This window comes from Streptomyces sp. NPDC025273 (assembly GCF_040638585.1).
Taxonomy (GTDB): Bacteria; Actinomycetota; Actinomycetes; order Streptomycetales; family Streptomycetaceae; genus Streptomyces; species Streptomyces cinereorectus.
The window spans coordinates 205,387-228,847 of record NZ_JBEZYP010000008.1 but is presented as its reverse complement, the minus strand read 5'-3'; the positions used below and the strand labels follow the sequence as shown (position 1 = coordinate 228,847).

20 protein-coding genes and 1 riboswitch are annotated in these 23,461 nt (G+C 71.1%); of the genes, 2 read left to right on the top strand and 18 right to left on the bottom strand.

The annotated features are described in order from the left end of the window. Window positions 1-22: 22 nt before the first annotated feature. The 14 genes from AB0F38_RS16205 to AB0F38_RS16140 form a co-directional block, all read right to left on the bottom strand. Entirely contained in the window at window positions 23-1,321 is a 1,299-nt protein-coding gene (locus AB0F38_RS16205; RefSeq protein ID WP_361892749.1) for a cyclopropane-fatty-acyl-phospholipid synthase family protein, read from the bottom strand. A gap of 255 nt (window positions 1,322-1,576) precedes the next feature. Beyond that, window positions 1,577-2,965: an NAD(P)/FAD-dependent oxidoreductase gene (locus tag AB0F38_RS16200; RefSeq protein WP_361892747.1), complete on the bottom strand. Its 1,389-nt coding sequence runs from the start codon at window positions 2,963-2,965 to the stop codon at window positions 1,577-1,579. A gap of 448 nt (window positions 2,966-3,413) precedes the next feature. Beyond that, window positions 3,414-4,355 carry a Ppx/GppA phosphatase family protein gene (locus AB0F38_RS16195; RefSeq protein WP_361892744.1) on the bottom strand — a complete coding sequence of 314 codons (942 nt, stop codon included), beginning with the start codon at window positions 4,353-4,355 and terminating at the stop codon, window positions 3,414-3,416. Window positions 4,356-4,542: 187 nt separating this feature from the next. Next, window positions 4,543-5,076 carry a DUF501 domain-containing protein gene (locus AB0F38_RS16190; protein WP_361892940.1) on the bottom strand — a complete coding sequence of 178 codons (534 nt, stop codon included), beginning with the start codon at window positions 5,074-5,076 and terminating at the stop codon, window positions 4,543-4,545. A gap of 64 nt (window positions 5,077-5,140) precedes the next feature. Further along, window positions 5,141-5,611 carry a septum formation initiator family protein gene (locus AB0F38_RS16185; protein ID WP_361892741.1) on the bottom strand — a complete coding sequence of 157 codons (471 nt, stop codon included), beginning with the start codon at window positions 5,609-5,611 and terminating at the stop codon, window positions 5,141-5,143. 111 nt (window positions 5,612-5,722) lie between these two features. Further along, window positions 5,723-7,009 (bottom strand): phosphopyruvate hydratase, encoded by a 1,287-nt coding sequence (gene eno, locus AB0F38_RS16180; RefSeq protein ID WP_361892739.1) that lies wholly within the window; start codon window positions 7,007-7,009, stop codon window positions 5,723-5,725. Between the two features lie 283 nt (window positions 7,010-7,292). Continuing rightward, on the bottom strand, window positions 7,293-7,991 hold the full coding sequence (locus tag AB0F38_RS16175; RefSeq protein ID WP_361892736.1) for a transglycosylase family protein: 699 nt from the start codon (window positions 7,989-7,991) through the stop codon (window positions 7,293-7,295). Further along, window positions 7,992-8,162: riboswitch (cyclic di-AMP (ydaO/yuaA leader) on the bottom strand. A gap of 290 nt (window positions 8,163-8,452) precedes the next feature. Continuing rightward, window positions 8,453-9,427, bottom strand: a complete 975-nt coding sequence (locus AB0F38_RS16170; protein WP_361892733.1) for a transglycosylase family protein — start codon at window positions 9,425-9,427, stop codon at window positions 8,453-8,455. A gap of 105 nt (window positions 9,428-9,532) precedes the next feature. Then, window positions 9,533-10,825 carry a cytochrome P450 gene (locus tag AB0F38_RS16165; RefSeq protein ID WP_361892730.1) on the bottom strand — a complete coding sequence of 431 codons (1,293 nt, stop codon included), beginning with the start codon at window positions 10,823-10,825 and terminating at the stop codon, window positions 9,533-9,535. Beyond that, the gene (locus tag AB0F38_RS16160) at window positions 10,822-11,808 is read right to left on the bottom strand and encodes a nucleoside triphosphate pyrophosphohydrolase (RefSeq protein ID WP_361892727.1); all 987 of its coding nucleotides are present in this window, start codon (window positions 11,806-11,808) and stop codon (window positions 10,822-10,824) included. The genes AB0F38_RS16165 and AB0F38_RS16160 overlap by 4 nt, the downstream gene beginning before the upstream one ends. A gap of 71 nt (window positions 11,809-11,879) precedes the next feature. Then, the gene (locus AB0F38_RS16155) at window positions 11,880-12,536 is read right to left on the bottom strand and encodes a SurA N-terminal domain-containing protein (RefSeq protein WP_361892725.1); all 657 of its coding nucleotides are present in this window, start codon (window positions 12,534-12,536) and stop codon (window positions 11,880-11,882) included. A gap of 141 nt (window positions 12,537-12,677) precedes the next feature. Then, complete coding sequence (locus tag AB0F38_RS16150; RefSeq protein ID WP_361892722.1) at window positions 12,678-14,249, bottom strand: serine/threonine-protein kinase; 1,572 nt, start codon at window positions 14,247-14,249, stop codon at window positions 12,678-12,680. Then, a complete protein-coding gene (locus tag AB0F38_RS16145; protein ID WP_361892719.1) occupies window positions 14,246-14,848 on the bottom strand; it encodes a hypothetical protein in 603 nt (200 codons plus the stop codon). Before AB0F38_RS16145 ends, AB0F38_RS16150 begins: the two co-directional genes overlap by 4 nt. Before the next feature lie 99 nt (window positions 14,849-14,947). Continuing rightward, window positions 14,948-17,089, bottom strand: coding sequence for an N-6 DNA methylase (locus tag AB0F38_RS16140; RefSeq protein WP_361892716.1), 2,142 nt, complete (start codon window positions 17,087-17,089; stop codon window positions 14,948-14,950). 201 nt (window positions 17,090-17,290) lie between these two features. Here AB0F38_RS16140 and AB0F38_RS16135 point away from each other — a divergent pair, with 201 nt between their 5' ends. Next, window positions 17,291-18,133 (top strand): DUF4190 domain-containing protein, encoded by an 843-nt coding sequence (locus AB0F38_RS16135; protein ID WP_361892713.1) that lies wholly within the window; start codon window positions 17,291-17,293, stop codon window positions 18,131-18,133. Between the two features lie 50 nt (window positions 18,134-18,183). Then, window positions 18,184-18,921 (top strand): hypothetical protein, encoded by a 738-nt coding sequence (locus AB0F38_RS16130; protein WP_361892711.1) that lies wholly within the window; start codon window positions 18,184-18,186, stop codon window positions 18,919-18,921. Window positions 18,922-18,977: 56 nt separating this feature from the next. Here the strand turns inward: AB0F38_RS16130 and AB0F38_RS16125 are convergent, their stop codons facing one another. The 4 genes from AB0F38_RS16125 to AB0F38_RS16110 all read right to left on the bottom strand — a co-directional run bounded on the left by AB0F38_RS16125 (window position 18,978) and on the right by AB0F38_RS16110 (window position 23,057). Further along, the gene (locus AB0F38_RS16125; RefSeq protein WP_361892708.1) at window positions 18,978-19,724 is read right to left on the bottom strand and encodes an N-acetyltransferase; all 747 of its coding nucleotides are present in this window, start codon (window positions 19,722-19,724) and stop codon (window positions 18,978-18,980) included. Between the two features lie 93 nt (window positions 19,725-19,817). Next, on the bottom strand, window positions 19,818-20,498 hold the full coding sequence (locus tag AB0F38_RS16120) for a hypothetical protein (protein WP_361892705.1): 681 nt from the start codon (window positions 20,496-20,498) through the stop codon (window positions 19,818-19,820). Window positions 20,499-20,514: 16 nt separating this feature from the next. Beyond that, window positions 20,515-20,835, bottom strand: coding sequence for a hypothetical protein (locus AB0F38_RS16115; protein ID WP_361892702.1), 321 nt, complete (start codon window positions 20,833-20,835; stop codon window positions 20,515-20,517). Between the two features lie 26 nt (window positions 20,836-20,861). Then, window positions 20,862-23,057 carry a glycoside hydrolase domain-containing protein gene (locus AB0F38_RS16110; RefSeq protein WP_361892699.1) on the bottom strand — a complete coding sequence of 732 codons (2,196 nt, stop codon included), beginning with the start codon at window positions 23,055-23,057 and terminating at the stop codon, window positions 20,862-20,864. Window positions 23,058-23,461 lie beyond the last annotated feature (404 nt).

Here is a 23,461-nt window from a genome sequence, read left to right as displayed (position 1 = left end):
GGGTCCGCCCCTTCCGCCGGGATCAGCCCGACGCCGTCCAGGCGCGTGACCGCAGCGGCAGGCCCGCGGGGCCGCCTTCCCGCGGACGCACGGCGAGGATCTGGTTGACGCCGATCCTGTTGTGCTCGAAGGAGAGCGCGGACGCGGCCATGTAGAGCCGCCAGACCCTGGCCCGTCCGGGCGAGGTGGCCCGGACCGCCTGCGTCCAGTGCTTCTCCAGATTGGCCACCCACTGACGCAGGGTCAGTGCGTAGTGCTCACGGATCGCTTCGACGTCGCGGGCCTCGAAACCCGCCTCCTCCAGGCCGGCTACGGTGCGGCCCACCGGGGAAAGCTCCCCGTCGGGGAAGACGTACGCGTCGATGAACTCGTCGACGCGGTAGGCCGACTCGTCCCTCTCGGGGCGGCGGGCGATCTGGTGGTTGAGGAGCCGGCCGCCGGGCCTGAGGAGCGCGTAGAGGTCCTCGGCGTACTCGCGGAAGCGGACCGTGCCGACGTGCTCGGCCATGCCGATCGAGGAGATGGCGTCGTACGGACCGTCGTGGACGTCGCGGTAGTCCTGGACCCGGATCTCGATCCGGTCGGTGAGGCCCTCCTCGGCGATGCGCTTGCGGGCGAACGCCGCCTGTTCGGTGGAGAGGGTCACTCCGGTGACGCGGGCGCCGTACTCGCGGGCGGCGTGGACGGCCAGGGAGCCCCAGCCGCAGCCGACGTCGAGCAGGCGGTCACCCTCCTTGAGGGCGAGCTTGCGGCAGACGAGGTCGAGCTTGTCGCGCTGGGCGTCCTCAAGGGTCCCGCCGTCCCGCCAGTAGGCGCAGGAGTAGACCATGGACGGGCCGAGGACCAGTGCGTAGAAGTCGTTACTCACGTCGTAGTGGTGGCTGACGGCCTCCCTGTCGCTGCGTCTGGTGTGCAGCGCGCCGGAGCGGCGGCGGACCTCCTCGGCGGGCGGGGGCGGCGGGGGCCAGGGGCCGGCCAGCCGGACGAGGCCGCGGGCGAAGGCGCGTACCCTCGGGTCGCGGACCGGGTGCACGGAGTCCTTCGCGTCGGCGCCGCGCTCCCAGAGCAGGGCGGCCACGTGGTTCAGGGCCTCGTAGAGGTCGCCGTCGATGTCGATCTCACCGGCCACCCAGGCGCGGGCCAGGCCCAGCTCGCCCGGCTTCCACAGCAGGCGGCGCAGGGCGCGGCGGTGACGCAGGACGAGGACGGGGGCATCCGGGGGCCCGGACTCACTGCCGTCCCAGGCCCGGATCCGGACCGGCAGGGGTTCTCCCAGCAACTCTTCGGCGAGAGCGGTCAGCCGCGATGCGGCGTCTGCCATGGCGCACACCTCCGTGATGGTGTTTCCCGACGTGCCAAAAATCGCACATACACGCCTGAACCGGGCCGCGACACCTCGGGGCCGCAGCGAGGTACACCTGCGTCAACGCCACCCGGCGCCCGCGCCATCCCGCCCCTTCGCGGACGGAACGGCGAAGCACCTGCACCACCCACCGTTTCGGGGCCGTGCCGGAGCACGCCGAAGGGGCCGCCCGCACCACGGATGGCGGACGGCCCCTTAGGTGACGCACAGACGCTAGGAGGCCTTGGCCTTCTCACCCTCGGACTTGACGGCGACCGCCGGAGCGGGGTTCGGCTTGGCCGCCTCGTAGAACTCCTCGCGCGGCGTCTCCATGGCACCGAGCGAGACGACCTCACGCTTGAGGAACATCGCCAGGGTCCAGTCGGCGAAGACCCGGATCTTGCGGTTCCAGGTCGGCATCGCCATGCCGTGGTAGCCGCGGTGCATGTACCAGGCGAGACGGCCCTTGAGCTTGATCTTCACCTTGCCCACGACGATCATCGCGACGCCCTTGTGCAGCCCGAGGCCGGCGACCGCACCCTTGTTGGCGTGGCTGTACTCCTTCTGCGGGAAGCCCCGCATGCCGGAGATGACGTTGTCCCCGAGGACCTTGGCCTGACGCAGCGCGTGCTGGGCGTTCGGCGGGCACCAGGCGTTCGGGTTGCCGGCGCGGCGGCCGACCAGGTCCGGCACCTGGGCGTTGTCGCCCGCGGCCCAGACGTAGTCGGTGCCCTGCACCTGGAGCTTCTCGGACGTGTCGACGTGACCACGCGGGCCGAGCGGCAGGCCGAAGCGCGCCAGGGCCGGGTTCGGCTTGACGCCGGCCGTCCACACGATCGTGCTGGAGTCGACCTCCAGGCCGTTCTTCAGCACCACGTGACCGTCGACGCAGGAGTCCATGGAGGTGGAGAGGTAGATCTCCACGCCGCGGCTCTCCAGGTGCTCCTTGCCGTACGCGCCCAGCTTCGGGCCGACCTCGGGAAGGATCTTGTCGGCGGCGTCGACCAGGATGAAGCGCATGTCCTCGCGCTTCACGTTGGTGTAGTACTTGGCGGCGTCGCGCGCCATGTCCTCGACCTCACCGATGGTCTCCGCGCCGGCGAAGCCGCCGCCCACGAAGACGAACGTCAGCGCCTTGCGGCGGACGTCCTCATCGGTCGTCGAGTCAGCCTTGTCCAGCTGTTCGAGGACGTGGTTGCGCAGACCGATGGACTCCTCGATGCCCTTCATGCCGATGCCCTGCTCGGCGAGGCCGGGGATCGGGAAGGTGCGGGAGACCGCGCCCATCGCGATGACCAGGTAGTCGAAGGGCAGCTCGTAGGCCTCGCCGACGAGCGGCGCGACCGTGGCGACCTTGCGGTCCTGATCGATGGTCGTGACACGGCCGGTGAGAACCTCGGCCTTGGGCAGGACGCGTCGCAGCGGGACGACGACATGCCGAGGCGAGATGCTGCCGGCAGCAGCTTCGGGGAGGAAGGGCTGGTACGTCATGTACGAGCGAGGGTCGACGACCGTGACGGTCGCCTCCCCGTACCGCATCTTCTTCAGAATGCGACGAGCTGCGTACAGGCCTACGTACCCACCGCCTACAACGAGGATCCTGGGACGCTCCGTGGTGCTCATGCCATCGAGTATCCACCCCCCTCGGGGGGCATGCTCGTGAGCCCCTTCACAAGGTATGCGCCGCCCTCTGCTACACTTCGCCGCCCGCGTGACCGAGGTCATGTTGCCGGAGGGGAACCACGGCCCACCGGCGAACGTTGTTCACCGCTTGTGAGCTGGCCCTTGTGCCGGCGGGTCCGGTGGACCACCGGTCCGCGACACCCCCTCGCCACACTCCCGAAACACCCCGGCACCCCCCTCGCACGGCCCAGTGGGCGGACCCCGGAGCCCCTTCGAGGCAGAACTTCGCCCAGCGGGACCGAATTCCTTGTGAAGAAGTTCACGAACTTCGTCGCGGCAGCTCGCGTAAGCCCCCTCCACGGGGGGCTCCGGCGGTCATGAGCGGCTCAAAAGTGCAGGCCGGAGTGCGTTTGAGCGCGATCTCACGATCGCTTCGACCGCACTGTGATCAGGCCGCCGACCAGGCGATGCCGTCGAGGATGTCGTGCTCGCTGACGACGACCTCCGCAGCCCCGGACCGCTCCATCACCGCGAGCAGGACGAGCGCCCCGGAGGTGATCACATCGACCCGGCCCGGGTGCATCGCGGGGATCCGCGCCCGCTGCTCGTGCGTCGAGGCGAGGAGCCGTCCGGTGATCTCCCGTACCTGCTCCAGGGAGATGCGGGAGTGGTGGATCGCCTCGGAGTCGTACTCCCGCAGCCCGAGCGCGATCGCGGCGAGGGTGGTCACCGTGCCCGCCAGACCGACGAGCGTGGCCGCCTCGGCGATCGGCACGGTCTCCTCCGCCAGGTCGAGGGCGGCGTCGATGTCCGCGCGGATCGCGGCGATCCTGTCGGGCGTGGGCGGGTCCACGACCGCCCCCTCCCGGACCAGGTGGCGCTCCGTCATACGGACGCAGCCGATGTCCACGGACCGGGCCGCACGGACCTCGTCGTCGCCGACGACGAACTCGGTGGAGCCGCCGCCGATGTCCACGACGAGGTAGGGCTTGTCCAGGTGGTCGCTGCCGACCAGCTCCTTGGTCGCCCCGTCGAAGGAGAGCCGCGCCTCCTGGTCGCCGCTGACGACCTCGGGCTCGGCACCCAGGATGTCCAGGACGCCCCGGACGAACGTGTCGCTGTTCTCCGCATCGCGGGAGGCGGAGGTGGCGACGAACCGGATCCGCTCCGCGCCGAGCTCCTTGATCGCGGCCGCGTACTCCCTGCAGGCGGCGAAAGTGCGCTCCAGCGCCTCGGGGGCCAGCCGTCCGGTGCGGTCGACGCCCTGGCCGAGCCGGACGATCCGCATCCGGCGGTCGAGCTCGGTGAGGTGCCCGGTGGCCGGGTCCACGTCGGCGACCAGCAGACGGATGGAGTTGGTACCGCAGTCGATGGCGGCAACGCGGGTCATGGGGGCTCCTGTTGTGTAGGCCGGGGCTCACCCGGCCCGCGGTCCTCGTACGCTCGAAGATGCCCTCACCCGCCGGTGCGGGCCCGGGCCCGCACCGGCGGCGGAGCCCAGGCCCGCGGCCCCCGGACGAAGCCGGGGAGGGCGCGGGCGGGCGGTCCGGGGGCGGTTCCCGGTCACGGCAGGCGGGTCAGGAGGGCTGCGTCTCGCCGCACGGCGAGACGCAGGGTCCCTTCGCCCACCACTCGGGCAGCATCGCGATCGCCTCGTCCCCCAGGGGATTCACCCCGGGCCCCGCGGCGAGCGAGTGGCCGACCAGGACGTGCAGGCACTTCACCCGGTCCGGCATGCCGCCCGCGCTCGGGAAGCCCTCCAGGACCTCGATGGCGTCGCGGCGCGCGAGGTAGTCCTCGTGGGCCGCGCGGTAGGCGGCGGCCAGCTCCGGGTCCGTCGTGAGGCGCTCGGTCATCTCCTTCATGACCCCGTTGGCCTCCAGCGTGCCGATCGCGGACGCGGCACGCGGGCAGGTCAGGTAGTACGTCGTCGGGAACGGCGTGCCGTCCTCCAGGCGTGGCTGCGTCTCGACCACGTCCGGATTGCCGCAGGGGCAGCGGTGCGCGATGGCGCGCAGTCCGCGCGGCGGCCGGCCGAGCTGCTGCTCGAAGGCGGCGATGTCCGCCGCGGTGGGCGTGGTGGATTCGGTCTGCGGAGGGGGCGTGTCCATGCCTGCCTTGAATGTCATCGGTCGGTCTGTATGTGTCGGTGCGTGCACGGGAGCGGCGCCGGAGTCATTCGCGGTCCGCGCTGTCGACGCCGTCCCAGAGGTTCGAGTGCCAGGGCCTGCCCGTCGCGCCCGGTTCCCCGCGGCGGACCTCCGACGCGTCCGGGTCGATCACCGTGTAGCCGGTCTCCCCGGGCAGGACGTAGTGCAGGTGCTGACGGGCGAGACGACGGATGTACGCGTCGTCCTGGAGCCGCGCCTTCTCGTCCCGCAGCTCCTCGGTCCGCTCGTGCGCCTCCCGCGAGAGCCTCTCCTGATCCGCGATCTGGTCGCGCTGGGAGATGTACTGCCGCATCGGGTACGCGAGGGCGACCACCAGGGAGCAGACGATCAGCGCCAGGAACGCGGCCCGGCCGGTGAGCCGGGAGCGCCGGGCCTGGCGGCGGTTCTGGGACCGGTAGACGCGGGCCGCCGTCTGCTCGCCGAGCAGCCGCAGCCTGGTCGCTGTGGAGAACCGGTCACGATCCTTCCCGGCCATCTCTCACGCCTCCCCGTTACGCACGTCCGTCCCCGCACACGGTACGGGACCGAGTGCGGGGACGGACGGAGGCCGGTGCCGAACGGGGGCTCAGCTCCTGCTGCCGGGCTGTCAGCCCTCGAAGCGGAACCGCGGGAACGCCGAACGGCCCGCGTACACCGCGGCGTCGTCGAGGATCTCCTCGATGCGCAGCAGCTGGTTGTACTTGGCGACACGGTCCGAGCGGGCCGGGGCGCCGGTCTTGATCTGACCGCAGTTCACGGCGACGGCGAGGTCGGCGATGGTGACGTCCTCGGTCTCACCGGAGCGGTGGGACATCATGCACTTGAAGCCGTTGCGCTGCGCGAGCTCGACGGCGTCCAGGGTCTCGGTCAGCGAACCGATCTGGTTGACCTTGACGAGCAGGGCGTTGGCCGAGCCCTCCTCGATGCCGCGGGCGAGGCGCTCCGGGTTGGTGACGAAGAGGTCGTCACCGACGATCTGCACCTTGGCGCCGAGCTTGTCGGTGATGACCTTCCAGCCGGCCCAGTCGTCCTCGTACAGCGGGTCCTCGATGGAGACGAGCGGGTACGCGGAGACGAGCTCCTCGTAGTACTCGGTCATCTCGGCGGCCGAACGGGACTTGCCCTCGAACTCGTAGACACCGTCCTTGTAGAACTCGGACGCGGCGACGTCGAGCGCGAGCGCGATGTCGCGGCCCGGGACGTAGCCGGCCTCCTTGACGGCCTCGATGATGAGGTCCAGGGCGGCGCGGTTGGACTCGAGGTTCGGGGCGAAGCCGCCCTCGTCGCCGAGACCGGTGGACAGGCCCTTGGTCTTCAGGACCTTCTTCAGGGTGTGGTAGATCTCCGCACCCCAGCGCAGGGCCTCGGAGAAGGACTCGGCGCCGATCGGCGCGATCATGAACTCCTGGATGTCCACGTTGGAGTCGGCGTGCGAGCCGCCGTTCAGGATGTTCATCATCGGAACGGGCAGCAGGTGCGCGTTCGGGCCGCCGAGGTAGCGGAACAACGGGAGGTCGGAGGCCTCGGACGCGGCGTGGGCCACGGCCAGCGAGACACCGAGGATGGCGTTGGCGCCGAGCGAGCCCTTGTTCTCGGTCGCGTCGAGGTCGAACATCGCCTGGTCGATGAGGCGCTGCTCGGTGGCGTCGTAACCGACGAGCTCCGGGCCGATCTGCTCGATGACGGCGAGGACGGCCTTCTCGACACCCTTGCCGTGGTAGCGGTTGGGGTCGCCGTCGCGAAGCTCGATGGCCTCGAACGCACCGGTGGAGGCGCCGGACGGAACGGCAGCACGTCCCGTGCTGCCGTCGTCGAGGCCAACCTCGACCTCGACCGTGGGGTTGCCCCGGGAGTCGAGGATTTCCCTGGCTACGACGACGTCGATGGACGGCACGAGGCATCTCCTTCTGGGATATGACACTGGTTGTGCAGGGTCACTGTGGCCTTGCGGCACGAGCCTAACCGGCCCGGCCCGCTCCGTCGGCCGACCGCCCGTCCCCTGGGACGAAAAAGGACCCAAGGACCCGCATTACCGGCAAAGCTCCAGAAATTTACTGGCCGGTAACTACAACAGTTGAACGATCGCCCTCACGGGACCCCCGGGAAAACGCCCCGGCCCGGCGCACACGGGGGTGAGCGCGCCGGGCCGGGAGCACCGCCGGGAGGAAAGGCCGGGACTACTTCAGGTGGAGCTGCTGACCCGGGAAGATCAGGTCGGCGTCCTCGACGATGTCGTCGTTCAGCTCGAACACCTTCTGCCAGCCGCCCTTGACGCCCTTGGCCCCGGCGATCGTGCTGAGGGTGTCGCCTGCCTTCACCTTGTATTCGCCGTCACCCTTCTTGACCTTGTCGCCGGTCGGAGTGGTCACGGTCTTCTCGGCCTCGGGGGCCGTGCGCGTCTCGCTGCGGCTGGCGGGCTGCTCGGCCTCGCGCTCCGGCTGAGCCGCCTTCGGCTCGGCCTCGCTCTGCGCGGAGCCGGTGTCGACACCCGGGTCCACACCGTCGTCGGTCAGGCCGCCGGCGCCGGCGCAGGCCCACGCACCCGGGCCCTGCAGGTCGAGGAGCTTCTCGGCGGTGGCTATCTGCTGGTCCTTGCTGGCCAGGTCGGCGCGGGAGGCGTACTGGGTGCCGCCGGCGGCCGCCCAGCTGGACTGCGAGAACTGCAGGCCGCCGTAGTAGCCGTTGCCGGTGTTGATGGACCAGTTGCCGCCGGACTCGCACTGCGCGACGGCTTCCCACGTGGCGACGGAGGCGGCGGAGGCACCGGTCGCGCCCATCAGCGGAACGGCCACGGCCGCACCGGTGACGCCGGCCAGGGTGGCGATACGGACGGCCTTGGACGGGCGACGGTGCTTGCCCTTGCTCGAAAGCAGCATGGTTCTCCTCACCGACGCCTACGAGGTGAGCTGTCGGGTTCGGGCCTGTGAGTTGCCCGGTCGCCCGCACTGGCAGGCGACTTCACCCCGAGCCGGCCCTCGCCCGTCTTCCGACGGCCGGGTCCGGCACTTACCTGGGTCCCCCGCTCCTGCCTACGGCGCTTTACGCGTCTGTCCCCTTCGGCCGACGGCAGGATTCGGCGTGTCGGTCGAAGGTGCCCGCGGTGCGAGCGGTTCAGACCGTAAACACACACAACGCCGACATTCAAAGATGGACATAACTGTCAATCAGCACTTATCACCCTGGAGGACCCTGCCGTTTCCGCAGGTCGGAGGCGATACGGGCCGAGCAGACGGGTGAGGCGGGCCAGTTCAAGCAAAGAGACCCATGTCTCACTTACGCATAAGTGGACATAGGCCCCTGAACTACCCCTGATTTTGGGGTGTTTTCCCGTCTTTGATCACTTGCCGACCGCGGCCTCGGCACCGGGCTGCGCGTCCGCTCCGGCATCCTTCGCGTCCGCCTGGAGGCCCAGGTCGAGACTCTGGCCGGGCAGGATCACATCCGGGTCGGAGCCCAGTTCCGTCTTGTTGGCCGCGTAGAGCGCGGGCCAGCCGCCGGGCAGTTCCCGCGCGTCGGCGATCGCCCAGAGGTTGTCGCCCTCGCGGACGGTGTAGGTCCCGTCCGCGCCGGCCTCCGCACCCTCACGGGCGCCGGACTCGCCGCGCGAGGCGTGCCGGCCGGACTCGCGCCCGCTCTCCAGGTCCGTCCCGGCATCCGCCTCGGGGGCCGCCGGACCGCGGTGCTTCCCGCCCGTCTCGCCGGCGCCCTCCGCGGCGCCGGACGTTCCGGACGCCCCGGGGGACGGAGAGGTGGAGGGCGACGAGGACGGCTCGGGCGCGTCCGGCGCGGCGTCCTCCTCGGACGTGTCCGCCTTGTCGTTCTTGTTCTTCCCGTCCGCCTTGTCCGGCGTCCCGCCCGAAGCGGTGTCCGACGGGGTCGCCGTGTCCGTTTGACCGGCGGACGGCTCGCCGCCCGGGTCGACGCCGGGCAGGGCGCCGTCCAGCGCGAGTCCGGAGATCACCGCGCAGCTGGGCCACGCCTGCGGCCCCTTGTCGCTCAGCACCTTCTCCGCGACCGATATCTGCTGCGAGCGGCTCGCGAGGTCGGCGCGGGAGGCGTACGCCGTGCCGCCGTAGGCCGACCAGTCGTCCTGCGAGAACTGCAGGCCGCCGTAGTGGCCGTTACCGAGGTCGGCGCTCCACATCCCGCCGCTCTCGCACTCGGCGACCCGGTCCCAGGTCGAGGCGTCGGCGGCGTGCGCGCCGGTCGCACCGAGCAGCGGGATGGCGATGGCCGATCCCGTCACGCCCGCGGCGACGACGATGGCGGGTGCCTGGCGAGGGCGGCGGTGTCTGCCATTCGCGGAGCCCATGGGATTGCCTTCCGTGTGACTGACATGTGACGGGTGAGTCGAACGGTGAACCTAGCCGTACTCGAACGTGTGTCACAAGTCGATGCAGCGGAGATCACGCGAAAGTCACAGAGTTGACAGAGTGTCACTTCTTTCGGCCGGATGTCCGGGTTCGAACTCCACCGGAAGCGTGCGCAGTCCGCGCATGATGAGCCCGCCCCGCCATCGCAAATCGGCAGGTTCCGCAGCGAGCCGCAGGTCAGGGAGGCGTCTCAGCAGCGCGGCCAGCGCCGCCTGCCCCTCCAGCCGGGCCAGCGGTGCACCCAGGCAGTAGTGGATGCCGTGCCCGTATCCGAGGTGCTGATTGTCACTCCGTGCGAGGTCCAGGGTGTCCGCGTCGCGGAAGCGCTCCGGATCGCGGTCGGCGGCTGCCAGCACCACGAGAACGGGGTCCCCCGCCGCGATGTGCCGGCCTCCGAGCGTCACGGGTTCGGTGGCGTAGCGCCACGTCGCCAGCTCCACAGGACCGTCGTACCGCAGCAGCTCCTCGATGCCCGTGGCCAGCAGCTCCGTCTCGCCCGCCGCCAGCGAGCGCTCCAGCCGCATCCGCTGTTCCGGGTTGCGCAGCAGGGCGTACGTGCCGTTGCCGATGAGGTTGACCGTGGTCTCGAAACCGGCGAAGAGCAGGATGAAGGCCATCGCAGCGGCCTCGTTCTCGGTGAGGTGCTCGCCGTGGTCGCTCGCCCGGATGAGTCCCGAGATCAGGTCGTCGCCGGGATTCCCCCTTTTACGGTGGATGAGTTCGGCAAGGTAGCCCCGCATCTTCTTCACCGACCTGGCCACTCCGCCGCGGGGCCCGCCGCCGTGCCGGATCATCATCCCGGCCCAGTCCCGGAAGTCGTCCTGGTCCTCCGGAGGCACCCCCAGCAGGTCACAGATCGCGTAGATGGGGAGCGGGAAGGCGAAGTCGTGGATGAGGTCCGCCTTCCCCTCCTCGATGAAGGTGTCGATGAGGCGGTCCGTCAGCTCCTGCACACGCGGCGCGAACTCGGCGACCCTGCGCGGGGTGAACGCCTTGGAGACGAGCCGGCGCAGCCGGGTGTGGTCCGGCGGGTCGATGTTCAGCAGATGCGTCATCAGCTCCGCCTTGCGCTCCCCCGGGATGCCGGTCTTCCCCTTGGCGTTCGCCGACCCGGCGTGGTGCGCAGGATTCTTGGAGAGCCGGGTGTCGGCGAGAGCCTGCCGGGCATCCGCGTACCGCGTCACCAGCCAGGCCTCGACACCGCTGGGCAGCTCGGTGCGGTGGACCGGGCTGTGCTCGCGGAGCCAGGCGTAGGCGGGGTAGGGATCGGTGGCGAACTCCCAGGTGAAGAGTTCGGGGGCGGCGGGCGCGGGGGTCTCGGCGGGGCTGTCGTTCACCCCTCGACGTTATCCGGAGCTGCCGTGTGGCCCTCCGCCGCCCGGATCGCGTCCCGGTAGGCGCGGGCGGCGGCCCGCAGGGCGGCCTCCGGGTCGGTGCCGTCCTGTTCGGCGCGTACGGCGAGGGCGAGCAGCTGGTAGCCGATGGAGTCGCCCGCGGGAAGCGCGACGTCGAGGCCGGCGTGACGGGCCCGGCCGCCGAGCTTCGCCGCGAGGGCGAGACCGGGCTGGCCGAGCGGCACCCCGTCGGTGACCGAGTCCCGCTGCTTCTCGATCGCCTTCGTACGCAGCCAGTGCGCGTGGACGTCCTGAGGGGTCTCGGCGGTCTCGTCGCCGAACACATGGGGATGACGGTGGATCAGCTTCTCCACGATCGTGGCCGCGACGTCGTCGACGGAAAACGGCTCGTCCGGGTCCTCCTGCGCGATCCTGGCGTGGAAGACGACCTGCAGCAGGACGTCCCCGAGCTCCTCGCGCAGCTCCTCGCGGTCACCGTCCTCGATCGCCTCGACCAGTTCGTACGCCTCCTCGATGGCGTACTTCGCGAGGCCCTCATGCGTCTTCTGCGAGGTCCAGGGGCATTCCCGCCGGATCCGGTCCATGACCTGGACCAGGTCCAGCAGCCGGGCGCCCGGCAGGTCGTAGGAACCGGGCAGCAGTTCCAGGTCCGGCATCCGCACCCGGCCCGAACCGCCGAGCCTCGCCAGTCCGTCGGTGAGCGGCCGGTCGCCCTCGCCGCCCACCAGCACGACGACGGTCCGGCCGCCCGCGCAGTCGTCCACGAGCGCCTCGGCCGACGGCGCGGTGTGCTCGACGGCGACGCCCGCCTCACGCAGGTACGGCAGCTGCGGGTGGTCCGGCTCCGCGCACAGCACCCGGTCGGCGGCGCGCAGCGTCTGCCAGGCGGGCCAGGACAGCAGGCCGGGCGCGACCCGGTGGCTGGCGGTGAGCAGGACGATACGGCCGGGGGCTTCAGCGTTCACGCCCCGAACCTACCGCGACCGGATCCCGGCGTGTCCCTGCCCTCGGCACCCCGGCGGGTGCCCGGTCCCGGTCAGGCGCCGGCTTCGGGCTCCTGCGCCTGGAACGTGGTGACCTGCTCGATCCACGGGGCCTTGTAGGTGCTGAGCTGGACCTTCTGGTCGTCCCAGCTGCCGTAGCGCGGGTTGACGTCGATGTGCAGCGCCTTCGATGCCTTGGTGAGCGCCTCGCCGACGGCCTGCTGGCCGGCCGGGGTCTGCAGGTCGACACCGAGCGCCTGCGCCAGCTTCGGCAGCTGGACCTCCTTGCGCAGATCGTCCTCGATCTGGCCGGGAGCGACCCAGCGCTGCTCCAGCATCACGGTCCGCAGCCCCTTGTCGCCGCCGGACTGCGCCGCGGCGGCACTGCGGACCTGCTGCACCTCCTTGCGGCTGACGCCCACTCCCGCGTCCTCCGCGGCACGGTCCAGGACCCGTTGGAAGATCAGGCTGTGCAGCTTGGCCCGGTTGAGCTGCCCGGACTTCTTCACGAGCTGCGCGGACTGCGCCGAGCTCCGCTGCGCGCTGCGCACGTCCTGCGCCTGCTCCTGGACCGTGGTGACCTCGATCCGGTCCCCGCCGACCACGGCTGCGGCGCCGGGGTGGGCATCGCCGCCACAGGCGGCCAGGAGGGGTGCCGCGACGAGCGTTGCGGCGGATACGGCGAGCGCGGTGCGACGTCGGCGGTGCAAAGGAGCCTCCCGGGGAGAGTTTGTGCATCGGTGCACAAAGCCTTGCGGTGATCGATGTTAGGCAGTGGAGAGGGCTGGGGCCACTGATTCGACCAACGATTCGGAAGGAGTTGGGGATGCGGTGCGGCGGCGGGGCCGATTTCAGCCGCCGCGCACCTCCTGCTGGTGGGTGAGCTGCCTGCGCAGCTCCAGGGGAAGCGGGTGGTGCGGCCCGTACGCCCGCTCCGCGTCGTACAGCAGCGTCTGCAGCTGTCCGCGTCCCGCCGCGTGGTCGCCGACCGCGAGCAGCAGGTGGCCGATGCGGTGCCGGATGTCGAAGGCACGGCCCCGGTCCGGGGGTGGCGCCCCGTAGGCGTTCTCGTAGTAGGGAAGGACCGCGCGGTACTCGGCGAGCGCGGCGGCCGCCTCGCCGAGCTGCTCCAGGCACTGCGCGGCGTCGTAGCGGAACTGCAGGGTCTGGGAGTCGGCCGGGCCCGCCTCCGCCGCGCGGTCGTCGGCGAGCCGGCGCAGCTCGGGCAGGGCCCGGCGGAACTGCCCGTCGTCCATCAGTGTGGCCGCGTACTGCTTGCGCAGGATCCGGACGACCGGGGAGTGCTCCCCGTGCTCGGCGGCGGCCGCCGGGAGGATGCCCCCGAGGATGTCGACGGCCTGGGTGATCCGGCCCTCGCTGAGCAGCTGTTTCACCTCGTCGACCGCCTTCGCGACATCCGGGCGGGGCGCGGGGGCGCCCGTCGCGTGCGTCTGCCGCGCGGGGAAGGGGGCGGGCACCGGGGCCGGCACGGACGCCGGGGTCGCGGCGCGGTCGGGCCACGGGGCGTGCGGCCGGAGGAAGGGGCGGGTCGGGTCGAGGGGCCCGGCCGGGGTGCCCCCGGCCGGCAGCAGTGGGCGCAGCGACTCGTACACCTCCTGGGCGGAGGCCGGTCGGTGCTGCGGATCCTTCGCGAGGAGCCTCAGTACGAGCGCTTCGAGCGCCTCGGGGACTTCGGGCCGTAGCCGGCGGACCGGGAGCGGCGGTTCGTAGAGATGGCGGTGCAGCACGCCGAGGGCGGTGGAGCCCGCGAACGGCACGTCCCCGCTGAGCAGTTCGTGGAGAAGCACCCCGAGCGCGTACAGGTCGGTGTACGGGCCGACGGCGCCGCCCATGGCCTGTTCGGGGGCCATGTAGGCCGGGGAACCGATGGGTGAGCCCGTGTGCGTCAGACGCGTGGTGTCGGTGTCCAGGACGGAGGCCACGCCGAGGTCGAGCACGATGACGGTGCCGTCGGGCCTGACCATGGCGTTGCGCGGCTTGAGGTCGCGGTGGACGATCGGCACGGCGTGCACGGCGGAGAGCACGGCGCAGAGCTGGGCGGCGGTCGCGACGGCCCAGGGCCAGGGGTAGGGGTCGTGTTCGGCCAGGTGGTCGGCGAGGTCGGCGCCCTCGACGTACTGCATGACGAGGTAGAGGTCGTCGTCGTCGCTCCCCGCGTCGTGCACGGTGACCAGGCCGGGGTGGTCGACCTGGGCGGTGACCCTGCACTCGCGGACGAAGCGGCGGCGCAGCTCGTCGGCGGCGGCGCTCCCGGAAGGGCCCGCGACCCGGTCCGGTCGCAGGAGCTTCACCGCGACACGGCGGTCCAGGCGCTGGTCGTACGCCGTCCAGACCTGGCCCATGCCTCCCTGGCCGAGAATCGCGGCCAGCTCGTACCGCCCGGCGATGACGCGCCCGTTCACCGGCTGCCCCCCTCCTTGCGGAGGTAGTCGCTCAGCTCGTCGAGCTCGGCACGCACCTGGTCCAGGCGCTGGGGCGGGGCGGGCGGGGGTGCCGGCGTGGGCGCAGGTGTCGGGGCGGGTGTGTGCCGGGGGCCGGCCGGGGGCACCGGGGCCGGCGGGTAGCCGTAACCGGGGGTGGGCGTCGCGGGAGTGACGGCGGGGGCCTGCGGCGGTACGTGGGCCGCGTACGGGCCGGGGTATCCGTGCTCCGGGCCGTAGTGCCGTATCTCCGCGTACAGGTAGTAGGTGAGGGTGCCGACCACGGTGCAGAGCAGCCAGCCGAGGAAGAGCAGCGCCTGCGCGTCCGTCAGTTCGTCCTCGTCGTCCGGCATGGAGAGGATGTAGGCGAACATGCCGGCGTTGAGCGCGAGGACCACCACCATCAGGGTCCAGTCCAGCCCCTTGCGGGTGACGGTCGCCAGCCGCAGCAGGGCTGCCCAGGACAGGAACCCGCAGCTCATCAGCGTCAGCGCCACGAAGAGCACGCGCAGCGCGGTCAGCGTCGCCGAGGACGGCCGCCGCTTCGGTCGCTGCTGCGGCGGATAGCCGTAGCCGTGCATGTGCTGCTCCTGGGAGGGGAGTGTGTCGGACGTTGCTGTGAGCGTATACACCGACAGGGACAGCGGGTCCCGGGTTGTGCACAACCGTTGTGCTTCACGTCACTTCGGAGCGACGCTGCCGTCCGTGAGTCCGTCGTACATCCCCTGGACCAGCTGTCCGCCGAGCCGGCCGGCCGTGCGCAGGGCGTCCTCGAACGCGGCGAGTGCCCGGAACCGCGCGCCGTACTGCCGCTGTTCGGCGAGCGGCAGTCTCGGCAGCTGGAGGCGCCGGGCGTCGAGCCGGGTCGCGGTGGAGGCGTAGCTGCTGGCCTGCCGGTGGTTGGCGGTGCCGCGCAGGAACCCGGCGAGGAACCAGGGGTCGAGGGCGGCCGGATCGGGGCGCAGCAGCTGGAGGTTGCGGCCGAGCGCGGCACCGGCCGTGGCCTCGTCCACGACGCGGGTGACGGAGCCGCCGCCGAGCAGGGGCAGGATGACGTCGCCCTCCTCCAGGAGGAGTGGTTCGTCCTCCTGGGCCGGTGCTCCGGCGGCGGGAGCGCCGCTCGGTGCCGTACCGCTCGGTGCCGTACCGGCGAGGACGTCATGCTCGGTGAGGACGGGTGCCGTGCCGCCGCCGGAGCCGGTGCGCAGCTGGAGCGCACCGACGCGGGCCAGTTCGCCGACCGTGGTGAGGGTCCGTCGGGCCGGTTCGGCGGGGGCCGCGGGCGGCGGGGTGAGGCGGGCGGTCAGCTTCAGGGTGTCGCCCAGCCGTTCCCGTACGCGGGCCAGTTCGGCCGCGCCGCCGCCGGCCGGGGGCGGCAGATGGCGGGCGGGGGCCAGGTCCACGTCGTCGTCGAGGAGTTCGATGACGGGGACCGCGCGGCTGGTCCCGGGCCGGTCGGTGCGGTCCGTCCGGTCCTTGCCGTCCTTGTCCGCGAACGCGTGCCATGCGTCGAGTGCGGTGCTCCGTACGGCGGTCCAGTCGACGCGGTCGCGGCCGCCGGCCGCAGCGGAGCCCGCGTGGGCCGCTGCCTGCGCCGACTCCGCGGTGTCGACGAGCAGCAGCTCGGGGGTGGCGGGGTGACCCGCTCCCGGCTTGCGCAGCACCCACAGGTGGAGCGGGATGCCGTACGGGGGCGCGGCCCCGGCGGGGAGCGCGATGACGGCGCGCAGGGCGCCGCGGCGCAGCAGATCGGCCCGGATCCGGCGGCCCGAGCGGCGGGAGGCGGCGGCCGGAGGCATCAGCAGGACGGCGGTTCCGCCCTCCCGGAGATGGGCGAGGGCGTGCTGGACCCAGGCGAGTTCGGATTCGGTACGGGCGGGGAAGCCGTACTCCCAGCGGGGGTCGTAGGCGAGCTCGTCGTGGCCCCAGTTGCGCTCGTTGAACGGTGGGTGGCAGAGCACGGCGTCCACCGCGAGCTGGGGGAAGGCGTCGGTGCGCAGGGTGTCGCCGGCACGGACGACGAGCGCGCCCCCGTCCGTTCCCGCGGCACCTTCGGAGTGGAGCGCGAGCCGGAGCGCGGTGAGCGCGGCGAGGGCGGGGTCGGCCTCCTGCGCGTACAGCGCGGTGGACCCGCCGGCCGCCCGCAGGAGGGCGCCCGTTCCGGCGGCGGGGTCGAGGACTGCGCGGGCCGGCCGCTTCTCGATCCGGCGGCCTGCCGCCCCGTACTGCTCGGCCAGTGCCGTCATCAGCTCGGCCAGATCGGGTGGCGTGAGGGTGTACTGGCGAGGATTGGCGTCGAGCTGGCGGCCGAAGAGGAACTCGAACGCCGTCCGGACGCCTGCCTCGGCCGCCAGGTCGGCCGCGGCACGCAGGAGCGGCACGGAGGGCAGCAGGTCGGCTCCGGAGGGCGTGTGGACGATGCGCTCGGGTCCGAAACGGGCGGTCAGTGCGTCGTCCAGCGCGACCGGCAGGACCTCGGCCATCCGCGCGTCCGAGACGGCGGTGATCTCCAGCCAGGCGGTGGGCCTGTCCCGGACGAGCAGCAGGGCACAGCCGGTGTGGACCAGCGCGGTGACGGTGCCGGCCGGGTGTCCGGACAGCTGCTGCCAGACCCGTTCCCGGAGCGGGACCTCGGCGAGCTTTCCCTGGTCACGCAGCCACCGCTCGACCTCGGGCAGGGAGAAGGACGGGCTGGTGTCGGTGCCGCCGACCGGCCGCGGGAAGTCGGCATGGCGTCGGCGCCAGTTACTGACGGCCGCGCGCCCCACCCCCGCGAGCCGTGCGATCCCGGCCGCGGTCACCTCTGTCGAGCTCTCCGGCACTGGCTGTCTCCCCGATAGATCCGTCGTGTCGGCGAGCATACCCATCCGACGGGCACCACATCGGTTCACAGCAGAGGCAGACCTTCAACATGTGAATCGTGTTGACTCAATTCACAGGTTCTGGTCTCATTAACTCGTCGCCACAGCGCATGGCGCACAGAACCGCTCACACATCCCTGTTCTTCGCCGGAGGGCACACCCATGTCCCAGTTCACGTCGCCACCGCAGCCCCAGCAGCCCTACGCCCCCGGCCAGGCCCCGGGCTTCCGCCCCGCCCGCAACGGCCTCGGCATCTCCGCCCTCGTCCTCGGCATCATCGGAACCGTCTCCGGACTGATCCCGTTCCTCTTCTGGCTGGCGGGCATCCTCGGCGTCATCGCCCTGATCCTGGGCCTGGCGGGCCGGGGCCGTGCCAAGCGCGGCGAGGCGAGCAACAAGGGGGTGGCCACGTCCGGCGCCGTGCTCGGTCTGGTGTCGCTGATCCTGTCGGTGGTCGGCGCGGTCCTCACCTTCAAGGCAGTGGACGACGCGGTGAACGACATCTCCAAGGAGGTGTCGGGCAGTTCGGCCTCGGCGAAGCCGGGTGCCGCCGAGGACGACAAGAAGGGCGACGCGGCCGAGAACGCCCCCGCGAGCGAGGACGAGCCGGCCGCCGAGACCCTGGAGGGCCGCGACACCGCCGTGTACGACGACGGCCTGGAGGTCACGGTCAGCGGCGCCGCCGCGTACACGCCCGACGCGTACGCCGCCGGGCACACCAAGGGCAACCGCGCCTACAAGGTCTCCGTGATCATCGAGAACAAGACGAAGGAGAAGTTCGACTCCGCTCTCGTCAGCGTCGACGCCCGCGCCGGTGAGGACGGCGTGAACGCCGAGCAGATCTTCGACGGCAAGGTCGGCGAGGGCTTCAACGGCACGGTCCTGCCGGGCAAGAAGATCACGGTGCAGTTCGCCTTCGACGCCCCGGCGGACGCGAAGCGGCTGACCGTCGAGGTCGGGCCCGGCTTCGACTGGGACGCCAGCCAGTGGGACCTGAAGCTCTGACGGACCCGTCCTCCCCCGGCCGCCCCTGACACCCCCGGAGTCTCCGTACCGTGCGACGCCCCTCAGCCCGCATCACAGCAGCCGCTCTCTGCACCGCGCTGGCACTCGGTCTCACCGCCTGCGACGCGTTCGCCCGCTCCTCGGGGACACCGGCGCCGTTCGCCGGTCTGACCGGTCCCGAGATCACCGACAAGGCGGTGGCCGCCACCCGGGCGGCCACGACCGTGCGCCTGACCGTCGCCACGGAGTCTGCGGACGGCCCCGTCCAGGCGTTCGTCGCGACGGGCGCCAGGGGGGCGTGCGCCGGAACGTTCTCCCTGGGGACGGCGGGGACCATGGAGCTGGTCCGGGCCGACGGTGTCGTCTACACGAAGTCCGACGAAGCGATGCTCCGCGCCGCCGCCGCGGACCGCCCGGCCGGGAACGGCGGGACCGACGGGGACGGCAAGGACGCCATCGGAAGGCTCACCGGCCGCTGGTTGACGGCGCCCGCCGACGACCGGCGCACGGCGGAGAACCTGCGCTACTGCGACCCGCGCGGTCTCCTCGACGGGATCGCTTCGACGAGCGCGACGGCCCGCGTGGGAGGACCCACGACGGTCGCCGGTGCGCCCGCCCTCACCCTCACCGGCGGGACGGACGAGGAGGAATGGACGGCGAGCGTCGCCACGAAGGGCCCGCCCCACCTCCTGAGGATGCGCGTCACCGACGGCACCGCGAGAGCACTCACCGTGGAGTTCTCCGCGTTCGGCGCACCGCTCACCGTGAGGAAGCCGGCCGTCGGCTGACCCGTCCGGCCCGTCCCCTCGCACGGACCGCGTACGGGGGCGGGCCGTACGCATGCTCACACCCGGTGCCTGACCCACACGTTCGGCTCGACGTACACCGCGTACCCGTGCGTGGCCGAGCAGTGCACGGGCACCAGAGCCCCCGGCACCACCACCGGGCCCTCCCCGTCGAACGGCAGCCCGGTCCAGGACCGCCAGCGCTCCAGAGGCGCGCTCACCGTCATGGACGACGGGGCCACCGCCTCGATCACCCCGCCGGCCCGCACATGGACCCGCAGCCACGGGTCGCGGGGCAGCCCGTCCTCCGGCCTGGTCCGCCGGGCGTACTCCTCCATCGGCGCCTCGGTATCCGTGTGCTTCGCGCTCGGCCGGACCGGGGCGACCACCTCCCGGAATCCGAGCCGCACCGCGTTCTCCCGCATCGCGGCCAGCATCCGGCCGGAGATCCCCTGGCCGAGCCGCCCCGCGGCGACCGTGATCTCGATCGCGCTCACGGTGTCCGGCGTGCGCCCGTGCCGCAGATCGGAGAACGCCCACAGCAGGACCTGGTCCCAGCCGCCCCCGGGCAGCCGCCCCCTCCCCGCAGCCTCCAGGGCGAAGGGCACGGAGTACGCCCGCGCGACGACGACACCGTCCGGATCCGTGGCGACGAGGACGTACTCGGGGAACTCCACGGCGATCCGGGGGAAGTTCGCCCAGCCGACCAGGTCCTCGAGTATGAACTCGGGCCAGGTGTCCGGCATCTCGTCCATCGCCCGGGCGAGCTCGGGCCGCGCGGCGAGCGTGGTGATCATGAGGTCCATCCGGCCCACGCTAGACAGCCCCCCGCCATCCGCCAACTCGTTTGAGACCCTGAGGGCTCCGCCTCCTCCGGGAGGGGGCGGAGCCCTGCCGGATCAGGCCGACCGCTGGATCCGGGCCAGCCGCTCCGCGCGGTCCCGCCGGGACGAGGACTGGACGTCCACCGCGGCACCGGCGCCCAGACCCGGCGTCGCGTCCCAGTCGCGGAACCGCTCGCCGAGTCTCGCCACCCGTTCGTCCTCGGGTGCAGCGTCGACGTAGAAGAGCGACTCGTTCACCTCACGGTCGTCCCCGCCCCACCGCACCACGCCCTCGCAGTCCGCGAGGATGTCCCGCAGTACGAGCTCCTGCTGGGGGAAGAGCCCTCCCTTCGCCGCGGCACCGGGGCGGATCCGCACCGCGGTGCCGGACGCCAGGTTCGATTCCGGCAGACCCTCGCGGAGCGTGCCGGCCTCCTGCCAGCCGGCCAGGTCGACCCGCTGGAGCTGCTCGACCTCGTAATGGAAGCGGCGGGTCACATGGAGGAGGATCGCCTCCACGTCGCCGATCCGGACATCGACCTTGAGGCCTGTGCCGGCCACCGGACGCGTCCACACCGTGGAGACGTGGTTCGCCTCCTTCTCGATCGTCCACCCGTTGGGCGAGGTCGGGAGCTTCTCCGGCTCGCTCTTCGTCGCCGCCGCAGCCGTTCCCGGCACGAAGGACCCCACGGCAGCCGCAGCACCGATCACAGCGGCGCTCGTCACCACGGCCCGCCTCGTTATGTCGTTTCGCACGCCTTCAATCCCTTTCTCACAGGACGAACATGAGGATGAACGTAGGCACCAGGGCCATGAGGGCACCGGCCGGCCAGTACACGCGGGGGTCCAGCGCCACCCTGTGCCGCACGGGGCGGTTGGCGAGCCACCAGACGAGAAGGAACGCCGCGTTCACCGGCACGACGATCAGGAGCCACAGCAGCATCCCGTCGTTCTCCGTCGCCTCGCGCCGGGTCCAGCCGATATCCGCGAGCGGCCCGTTCGACGCGTAGTGCCAGAGCAGCCATATCGGAACGACACCGGGAATGCCGAGCAGCACGTTCACGCCCACGGCTGCCGGCAACCATGTCCACATGCGCCCAGTCCCACCCGCGACCCCGCTCACGTGGTGCGTGAGAGCTGGTTGTAGTTCTCCAGCACGTTGTACAACCCCATCAGCTCCCGGCCGTATTTCGCGGCGTCGTCGCCCTCCCCGTTGTACCGGGCCAGGAGGGCCTGGGTGTCGGCAGCGCCGGTGTTCAGCCCCGGTCGGGGGATGCCGAGCTGGTGGGCGTTGTAGACCGTCAGGTAGGAGACCGACCGGACATTGTACAGCGGGTCCTGGAGGTTGTCCCACACCGCCCTGGTGTCCGAACCGGTCAGTGGCGTTCCGTTGATGATTCCCTGCTGCATGCAGTAGTTGCGGGCCTCGATGGTCACCCATGCGAAGATCTGGCCCCAGCCGGTGCTGGAGTCGCCCTTCACCCCCAGTCGGACGGCATCGTCGGCGATGAAGTCCAGGGGATTCAGCTTGCGCAGCTCCCACAGCACCGGCGCCTGGATCAGCGCCTTGCGGAGCTTGAGCTGCCGCGCCAGCGAGGTGAACAGCCAGTCCGCGCTCAGCACGAGCTCGAACGCCTTGGTGGTGGAGATGCCGCCCAGGGTGGCCCAGTCGTCGTCGGTCCAGCCGTCTCCACCGGTCTCCGGCACACCGATCGAGGTGAGATAGCTCTTGACGTCCGTCAGCATCGACGCCTGGTACGCGGCCTTGTCCAGGTCGACGTCCAGGCCGACGGTGGAGGAGCCGGGGGCGAAGTCGCCCTGCCCGGTGTCACGGCCGGAGGCGACGTTCTTGTCGATCTCGATCGCCCCCGCACCCGATCCGACGGTGAGGGTGACGATCTGGTCGAAGGCCCAGTTCGTCGGCATCGGGTAGCCGAGGTTCCCCGAGAACCCGCTCGACATGTCGGAGACGAAGCTCGCCGCCGCATATCCGGCGTCCGCAACGCGCTGGCACACGTTGCGCGGCCCGTAGACGCCCACGCCGTAACCGGAGTTCTCCCCGATGGTGCGCATCACCCCGCGGAAGTGCGGGATGATGTACTCGGTGACCTCACCGTCCATCGCGTCGTAGTCGACCGCGAAGTAGATGATGCTCCCGGCCTTGAACCCGTGATGCTGCGCCCATTCGATCGCCATGAACGCGTCGTTGGTGCCCTGAACGTAGGAGAAGTAGTCGGCCGACCGGCTCCACGTCTGATAGATCGGGAAGCAGCGCAGCCCGTACTCCTTGATCGTGGCGAGCTCGCCCGGCTGGATCTGCTTCTCGGGCAGGCTCGACGTGGACGAGTTGTAGAGGTAGCGCCCGATGTACTTGTAGCCGGCGTCCTTCAGCGTCTGTGCCCGCGCCGGCGTGATCTTCGTGACGCCGTCGCACGCCGTGCCCGGGCGGGACTGGTCGCCGTAGGAGACGAGCAGCGAAGCCCAGGTCTGGAAGTCCCCGTTGCCGGTGACCGGGAGCTTGATGAACGCCTGGAAGCTCTCCACGCCGCTCTGCACCGCGGCGGTGAAGTTGCCGAAGGGGACGTCGCGCTTGTTCAGGATCATGGCCGCGGTGAACAGCTGCGCCCACGTGCCGGTGGTACCGGTGGACACCGTGTGGGACCTGAGGCCGGACTGCGTGCCGGGACCGAAGACACCGTTGGCCGTCCCGTCGGCCATGCCCAGCTCGAACTGGATCGCGTACAGCATCGACTTGGCGACGTCACGGGAGTGATGGCCGTCGCAGGGGATGATGTAGAAGTCCTTGCGCAGAATGTACCGGCCGTTCAGCCACTGCTGAATGGAGCGAATGGCATCCGATCCATTACTGACGGTGACATAGGCGTCCATGTTGAACAGACCCTTGACCACCTTCGGCCACAGCGAACTGCCCGGATACGTGGAGCTCACACCCATGTTCTGGTTCAGCTTCAGGACGGCGTCCTGGACACGGGAGTTGTACGTGCCGTCGATCTCACCGCCGTCGTAGCCCTTGCAGTACAGAGCGGACTGGATGACTCGGCAGAAGTTCGCGGACGGAATGGTCGTCCCGTCGAGCTTTCCGTACTTCGCACCGATCGTCGACAGGGTGGTCGGACCGAACGAGTCGGACAGGCTGGTGATGCCCATCTCGTACTGGAGTGCCCGGGTCAGGGCGTACATCGTGGTCCAGCCGGTCTGACCGTTCTCGTCGAGCTTGGATATGCCGAGCGTCGCACCGTTGTTGTAGGTCGTGTTCACGAACCTCTGGGCGCGGCGCACCAACTCGTCAGCCATGGGCTGTCTCCTGACATCTGGATACGGAACGACTGGACGCGAACAAGGGGGAGGGTGGGCCGGGCGGGGCGGTTCTCCGCCCTCGGGGCACGTCGGCGCCGGCCAGGTCGCGGTGATGTCCGCAGGACGGGCCGCCGGGCGGCGCACCGGTCCCCTCCCTCGCACGGGACGTCGCTGATCCACACGACGCGCACACGCGTCGCCACCCACGACAGGTGATGCCAGAGCCCCCTCCGTAACATCGACAGAGCCATCATGACGGAACCTCACCGAACAGATGGGCTATTTTCCGGCAGCCATGGCAGTCGTCCGGAAATCGACCGTGCGGGCCCCCTGCCTCCCCGGCAGCACCGCCCCCTACGCTGTTGCGTCGTGACTCTCTTCCACGCCTCACCCCGCGCCCG